Source organism: Streptomyces sp. NPDC015532, assembly GCF_043078065.1.
In the GTDB taxonomy this organism is placed as follows: domain Bacteria; phylum Actinomycetota; class Actinomycetes; order Streptomycetales; family Streptomycetaceae; genus Streptomyces.
This window is the reverse complement of the sequence record NZ_JBIBSY010000007.1, coordinates 361,760-368,245: the sequence shown is the minus strand read 5'-3', so window position 1 is coordinate 368,245 and position 6,486 is coordinate 361,760. Positions and strand designations below refer to the sequence as shown.

The window sequence follows — 6,486 nt, the reverse complement described above, 5'->3', positions numbered from 1 at the left end:
GACGCTTCCTTTGTACTCACCCTCTCGGGCTTTCCTCCGGGCGCTTCCCTTCGGTCTTGCGTTTCCGACTCTATCAGATCCTTTCGGGCCTGATTTCCTCGGTGCTTTCCAGGTAATCCGCTTTCGCGTTTCCCTTTCCGGCGGTTCCGACTTTATCAGATTCTCTGAGTCGGAATTTCCATCCCGCTCGGGCTGGCTCCGGAGCATGAAGCTTCGGGGTTCCCGTTCGGGCGGAGACGTAAACGTACTGGAGCGGGGCGCCCCGATGCAAATCGAGGCGCCCCGCTCCTGGTTGAGACCTGACCGGGGGTCAGACCTCGACGACGACCGGGAGGATCATCGGGCGCCGGCGGTAGGTGTCGGACACCCACTTGCCCAGCGTGCGGCGGATGAGCTGCTGCAGCTGGTGGGGCTCGACCACACCGTCCTGGGCGGACCGCTCCAGGACTTCCCTGATCTTCGGGATGACATCGACGAAGACCGCGTCGTCGATACCGGAGCCACGTGCCTGCACGTGCGGGCCGGCCGTGAGCTTGCCGGTGCTGGCGTCCATGACCACGAAGACCGAGATGATGCCCTCGTCGCCGAGGATCTTGCGGTCCTTGAGCGCGGGCTCACCGACGTCACCGACCGAGAGACCGTCGACGTAGACATACCCCGCCTGGACCTTGCCGGAGATCTTCGCCTTGCCCTCGATCAGGTCGACGACGACGCCGTCCTCGGCGATCACGATCCGGTCGTGCGGAACGCCGGTCAGGGCGCCCAGCTCGGCGTTGGCCCGCAGGTGGCGCCATTCGCCGTGGACCGGCATGAGGTTGCGCGGCTTGCAGATGTTGTAGAAGTACAGCAGCTCGCCCGCGGAGGCGTGACCGGAGACGTGCACCTTGGCGTTGCCCTTGTGGACGACCTTCGCGCCCCAGCGGGTCAGACCGTTGATGACGCGGTAGACCGCGTTCTCGTTGCCCGGGATCAGCGACGACGCCAGGATCACCGTGTCGCCCTGGACGATCCGGATCTGGTGGTCGCGGTTCGCCATCCGGGAGAGCGCGGCCATCGGCTCGCCCTGGGATCCCGTACAGACGAGGACGACCTCGTGGTCCGGAAGGTCGTCGAGCGTCTTGACGTCGACCACCAGGCCCGGCGGCACCTTCAGGTAGCCGAGGTCGCGCGCGATGCCCATGTTGCGGACCATCGAGCGGCCGACGAAGGCGACCCTGCGGCCGTACTCGTGGGCCGTGTCGAGGATCTGCTGGATGCGGTGCACATGGCTGGCGAAGCTGGCCACGATGATCCGCTTGCTGGCGCCGGCGAAGACCTGGCGCAGCACGTTCTGGATGTCGCGCTCGGGCGGGACGAAGCCCGGGACCTCGGCGTTCGTGGAGTCCGAGAGGAGAAGGTCGATGCCTTCCTCGCTCAGCCGGGCGAACGCGTGCAGGTCCGTGAGACGGCCGTCCAGCGGGAGCTGGTCCATCTTGAAGTCGCCGGTGTGGACCACCATTCCCGCGGGAGTGCGGATGGCGACCGCGAGGGCGTCCGGGATGGAGTGGTTGACCGCGACGAACTCGCAGTCGAACGGTCCGATGCGCTCCCGGTGGCCCTCGGTCACTTCGAGCGTGTAGGGCCGGATGCGGTGCTCCTGGAGCTTCGCCTCGATGAGCGCGAGGGTCAGCTTGGAGCCGATCAGCGGGATGTCCGGCTTCTCGCGCAGGAGGAACGGGACGCCGCCGATGTGGTCCTCGTGGCCGTGCGTGAGCACGATGCCCTCGATGTCGTCGAGGCGGTCCCTGATGGACGTGAAGTCCGGCAGGATCAGGTCGATTCCGGGCTGCTCCTCCTCGGGGAAGAGCACTCCGCAGTCGACGATGAGAAGGCGGCCTCCGTACTCGAAGACCGTCATGTTCCGGCCGATCTCGCCGAGGCCGCCGAGCGGGGTGACCCGCAGGCCGCCCTTCGGGAGGACCGGCGGTTTGCCGAGTTCAGGATGCGGATGACTCAAAAGACTCTCCTCACCACGCGCGCCACGTACCTGGCAAGGCACGTGGCGCGCGTGACGTTCGTGCAGTAGCTGTTGTGTGGGGTGCAGGCCCATGGCCTGCGGTCATGCGTATTCAGTTGTGAAGTCTGTGGTCAGAGCTCTACCCCGCCGGCGCCAAGATCGATCTTGAGCTGGGTGGTCTCCTCGGGCGACAGTTCGACCATCGGGGCGCGGAGCGGACCGGCGGGCAGGCCCTGGAGGGTGAGCGCGGCCTTGGTCGTCATCACGCCCTGGGTGCGGAACATGCCGGTGAAGACGGGGAGCAGCTTCTGGTGGATCTCGGTGGCCTTCTGGACGTCCCCCGAGACGTACGCGTCGAGCATCGCGCGCAGTTCCGGGGTGACGACGTGACCGACCACGGAGACGAAGCCCACCGCGCCGACGGAGAGCAACGGCAGGTTCAGCATGTCGTCGCCGGAGTACCAGGCGAGGCCGGAGCGGGCGATGGCCCAGCTGGCGCGGCCGAGGTCTCCCTTGGCGTCCTTGTTCGCGACGATACGCGGGTGCTCGGCGAGCCGCACCAGGGTTTCGGTGTTGATCGGTACGCCGCTGCGGCCGGGAATGTCGTAGAGCATGACCGGCAGTTCGGTCGCGTCGGCGATGGCCGAGAAGTGCCGGTACAGACCCTCCTGCGGGGGCTTGTTGTAGTACGGCGTCACGGTGAGCAGGCCGTGCGCGCCGGCCTTCTCGGCGTCGCGGGCGAGTTCGATGCTGTGGCGGGTGTCGTTGGTGCCGACGCCGGCGACGATGTGGGCGCGGTCGCCGACCGCCTCCAGCACGGCGCGTACCAGCTCCGATTTCTCCGCGTTGCTGGTGGTCGGGGACTCACCGGTGGTGCCGTTGATGATCAGGCCGTCGTTGCCTGCGTCCACCAGGTGGGTCGCGAGCCGCTGAGCGCCGTCGAGGTCGAGTCCGCCGTCCGCCGTGAAGGGCGTGACCATGGCGGTGAGGACCCGCCCGAAGGGGGTCTGCGGAGTGGAGGTCGGAGCCATGGGTAATACGCTACTCGCTGCTCACCGCGTGGTCTGCCCTCGGGGGCCACGACAAAGCATGACAAAGGTGGAACCCGGCACTGCCTGCTCGGGGGTTCAAGCAGTGCCGGGTCCGTTTGATCAGGCTAGATGAACTTCGCGAAATGCCGCAATACGGACACTTCGCTCGGCTGATCCGTACATCTGTGCCGGACCGGTGCTCAGTGGCGTGTTACGGCGCCACGCGCCCGTTGGCGTTGTACGCCGCGTGCGTGAGCGGCATGAGCCCGGCCCACTCCGCCTCCATCTTCTCGGCGACCATCTCGATCTCCCGCTGCGGGAACGACGGCACCCTGGCGAGCTCGTGCTGGGTGCGCAGTCCGAGGAAGTGCATCAGGGAGCGGGCGTTGCACGTGGCGTACATCGAGGAGAAGAGTCCGACCGGAAGGGTGGCGCGGGCGACCTCGCGGGCGACACCGGCCTTCAGCATCTCCTGGTACGCGGCGTAGGACTGCCGGTACGACTCCTCCATGGCCGTGGTGACGGTCCTGTGCTGTTCGGGGGTGCCCTGGACGAACTCGTACTTGCCGGGGCGCCCCTGCTGGACCAGCTTGCGGTCCTCGCCGGGAACGTAGAAGACCGGCTCCAGCTCCCTGTAGCGGCCCGATTCCTCGTTGTACGACCAGCCCACGCGGTGCCGCATGAACTCGCGGAAGACGAAGATCGGGGCGCTGACGAAGAAGGTCATCGAGTTGTGCTCGAAGGGGCTGCCGTGCCGGTCCCGCATCAGGTAGTTGATCAGGCCCTTGGAGCGCTCCGGGTCCTTCTGCAGCTCTGCCAGCGACTGCTCCCCCGCGGTGGAGACACGGGCGGCGAACAGCACGTCGGCGTCGGAGGCCGTGTGCTTGATCAGCTCGACGGTGACATCGCTGCGGAAGAAGGGCTTGAGGTCGTCGGCTGGGGTGTCGGTCACGGTGGGCGGGGTCCTTCCCATCACTGGCTCGGGCGGCGACCACTCTACGGCCCGGCGTCCGCCCGCCGTCCGCAAGCGGGCGTTCGGTGCCGGCCGCGACATTCATCGGCGAACTTCGGCGAATTCGGTGATTCCGGGCACGTCTTGTAACGTTCGGCCGTCTGTATGAGTGAGAGCGATACGTTCGAGCCGTTCGAGCCGTTCGCACCACTTGCCACCGGATCACCCAGGTCACCCGGAACACCCGGATCACGTCACTGGGCCCGGCGAAGCACCCAGAGGAGAAGCACCGCCCATGTCCCGTCGGCGCGAGCCCGTCCCGTTCGCCTTCACCGCCGAAGCCGACCCGTTCCGCAGCAATGTCGCTCCCCCGCCCCGCGAGCGGTCCTCCGCCGGGCAGATAGCCGGCCGGTGGCTCTTCGGTCTCACCCTGGCCGCCGGGATCGCCGGGTCCCTGATCCTCGGCATGCCCGCCCTGTCCCAGGATCCGTCACCTGCGCAGACGCAGCATTCCGTGGCGTCGGACGACCGCTGACTCTTCCGGACCCCCAAGGGTGGTGAGCCGGTAACCGGCTCGATAACCTCACCGGGCACAGACCATGCGTGGATCGAGTGAGGATCAGTCGTGCCCCTGCCCTTTCTGACGGCGGACCGCGCCTTTGACGAGGCGGCGGAGGATGTCGCGCTGCCCTTCGACGACCGCGACCGCTGGCGGCGCCCCTACCGGCCCGGCCCCTGGCGGGTGGGCGCGGCCGCGCTCGTCCTGCTGCTCGCCTCGTACGTGCTGGTCGCGGCCGTGATCATCGCCGTCGCCGGGACGCTGCCCGGCGCCGTCGCCTGCATGGCCGGCGCGACGGCCGTCATCCTGTGCGCGCTGCGGCTGCTGCGCATGGGGGTGTGGGTCAGCGCCCGAGGGCTGCGCCGGGTGGGCTTCTTCGTCACACGGACGACTCCGTGGGCGCGGGTCGTGGCGGTGCGCACGGTGCAACAGCCGGTGCGCTGGCTGGGTCTGCCGCGTACGGTCCAGGGCCAGGCTCTGACCCTGGTGAGCGCGGACCGCGCGCCCGGGGACGTACCGCCGCTGATGACCACGCACAACGCCGACTTCCTGGCGCGCACCGAGGCCTTCGACCGGGCGGCGGACGTCATCGAGGTGTGGGCCGACGAGTACCACCGGGCCTGAGACACAGCGGGAGACATCACGGCGAAGGGGCCGGTCCGCACAGGGTGCGGGCCGGCCCCTTCGCCGTACGCCCGGTCAGGCTTCCAGGGTCCTGCCCTCGTGGAGGGCGATGGCCCGTTGCATGGCCTTGCGGGCGCGCGGAGTGTCCCGGGCGTCGTGGTAGGCGACGGCGAGGCGGAACCAGCTCCGCCAGTCGTCCGGAGCGTCCTCGGTCTCGGCCTTGCGACGGGCGAAGACCTCGTCGGCCGAGTCGCGGTCGATGCGGCCGTGCTCGGTGCGCCGCAGCTCGTCGACGGGCAGTCCGCCCTCGGCGTCGAGCACGGTGGCGAGCCGGTTGGCCTTGCGGACGAACTGGGTGTTCATCCAGAGGAACCAGACGCCGATGACCGGCAGGATGAGCACCGCGACCCCGAAGGTGACGGTGATCAGGGTGCCGTTCTGGATGAGGAGCACGCCCCGGCTGCCGACCAGGACGAAATAGACGACCAGGACGGCGGCCGTGACGGCATAGGTGATCTTCGCGCGCATGTCTGTCGGCTAACTGTCGTACGTCCCCGGCTCAGCCGAGGTCGAGGAAGTGTTCCAGGCCGAAGGTGAGGCCCGGGGTGGTCACCACGCGGCGGGCGCCGAGCAGGATGCCCGGCATGAAGCTGCTGTGGTGGAGGGAGTCGTGGCGGATGGTCAGGGTCTCGCCCTCGCCGCCCAGCAGGACCTCCTGGTGGGCCAGGAGGCCACGCAGCCGGATCGCGTGCACCGGGACGCCGTCGACGTCGGCGCCGCGGGCGCCGTCCAGGGCGGTCACCGTGGCGTCGGGCTGCGGGGCGCTGCCCGCGCGCTCCCGGGCCGCGGCGATGAGCTGAGCGGTGCGCGTGGCGGTGCCGCTGGGCGCGTCCACCTTGTTCGGGTGGTGCAGCTCGACGACCTCGACGGACTCGAAGTAGGGCGCGGCGACCTCGGCGAACTTCATCGTCAGTACGGCCCCGATGGAGAAGTTGGGCGCGATGAGCACGCCCGTCTCCGGGGACGCGGCGAGTGAGGTGCCGAGCTGCGCGAGACGCTCCTCGGTCCAGCCGGTCGTACCGACCACGGCGTGGATGCCGTGCCGGACGCAGAAGTCGAGGTTGCCCATCACCGAAGCCGGGGTGGTCAGTTCGACCACGACCTGGGTGCCGGCCTCGACCAGCGTCTCCAGCTTGTCGCCGCGGCCCAGCGCGGCCACCAGCTCCATGTCCTCGGCGGCTTCGACGGCTCGTACCGCCTCGGCTCCGATCCGGCCCTTGGCACCGAGGACCGCCACGCGCAGCTTGCTCATTGCTTCGTTCCT

7 protein-coding genes are annotated in these 6,486 nt (G+C 68.7%); 2 read left to right on the top strand and 5 right to left on the bottom strand.

Annotation, left to right across the window (positions count from 1 at the left end; all coding sequences use genetic code 11):
• Window positions 1–310 precede the first annotated feature (310 nt).
• The 3 genes from ACF07B_RS23495 to thyX form a co-directional block, all read right to left on the bottom strand.
• Window positions 311–1,996, bottom strand: coding sequence for a ribonuclease J (locus ACF07B_RS23495; protein ID WP_392180360.1), 1,686 nt, complete (start codon window positions 1,994–1,996; stop codon window positions 311–313).
• A gap of 131 nt (window positions 1,997–2,127) precedes the next feature.
• Complete coding sequence (gene dapA / locus ACF07B_RS23490; protein ID WP_362391359.1) at window positions 2,128–3,027, bottom strand: 4-hydroxy-tetrahydrodipicolinate synthase; 900 nt, start codon at window positions 3,025–3,027, stop codon at window positions 2,128–2,130.
• Window positions 3,028–3,238: 211 nt separating this feature from the next.
• Entirely contained in the window at window positions 3,239–3,979 is a 741-nt protein-coding gene (thyX, locus tag ACF07B_RS23485) for an FAD-dependent thymidylate synthase (protein ID WP_328671870.1), read from the bottom strand.
• A 295-nt stretch (window positions 3,980–4,274) separates the two neighbouring features.
• Between thyX and ACF07B_RS23480 the strand changes: the two genes are divergently transcribed.
• Window positions 4,275–4,514 carry a hypothetical protein gene (locus ACF07B_RS23480; RefSeq protein WP_362391361.1) on the top strand — a complete coding sequence of 80 codons (240 nt, stop codon included), beginning with the start codon at window positions 4,275–4,277 and terminating at the stop codon, window positions 4,512–4,514.
• Between the two features lie 90 nt (window positions 4,515–4,604).
• The gene (locus ACF07B_RS23475) at window positions 4,605–5,162 is read left to right on the top strand and encodes a hypothetical protein (RefSeq protein WP_369485437.1); all 558 of its coding nucleotides are present in this window, start codon (window positions 4,605–4,607) and stop codon (window positions 5,160–5,162) included.
• A 75-nt stretch (window positions 5,163–5,237) separates the two neighbouring features.
• On the opposite strand, the gene ACF07B_RS23470 is transcribed toward ACF07B_RS23475, so the two are convergent.
• The gene (locus ACF07B_RS23470; RefSeq protein ID WP_362391365.1) at window positions 5,238–5,690 is read right to left on the bottom strand and encodes a hypothetical protein; all 453 of its coding nucleotides are present in this window, start codon (window positions 5,688–5,690) and stop codon (window positions 5,238–5,240) included.
• Between the two features lie 31 nt (window positions 5,691–5,721).
• Window positions 5,722–6,474 (bottom strand): 4-hydroxy-tetrahydrodipicolinate reductase, encoded by a 753-nt coding sequence (dapB, locus tag ACF07B_RS23465; RefSeq protein WP_369485438.1) that lies wholly within the window; start codon window positions 6,472–6,474, stop codon window positions 5,722–5,724.
• Window positions 6,475–6,486 lie beyond the last annotated feature (12 nt).

Excerpts from the sequence above, each read along its gene's own strand:
- dapA (WP_362391359.1), bottom strand. The coding sequence starts at position 3,027 with ATGGCTCCGACCTCCACTCCGCAGACCCCCTTCGGGCGGGTCCTCACC.
- ACF07B_RS23480 (WP_362391361.1), top strand. The coding sequence starts at position 4,275 with ATGTCCCGTCGGCGCGAGCCCGTCCCGTTCGCCTTCACCGCCGAAGCC.
- ACF07B_RS23470 (WP_362391365.1), bottom strand. The coding sequence starts at position 5,690 with ATGCGCGCGAAGATCACCTATGCCGTCACGGCCGCCGTCCTGGTCGTC.
- dapB (WP_369485438.1), bottom strand. The coding sequence starts at position 6,474 with ATGAGCAAGCTGCGCGTGGCGGTCCTCGGTGCCAAGGGCCGGATCGGA.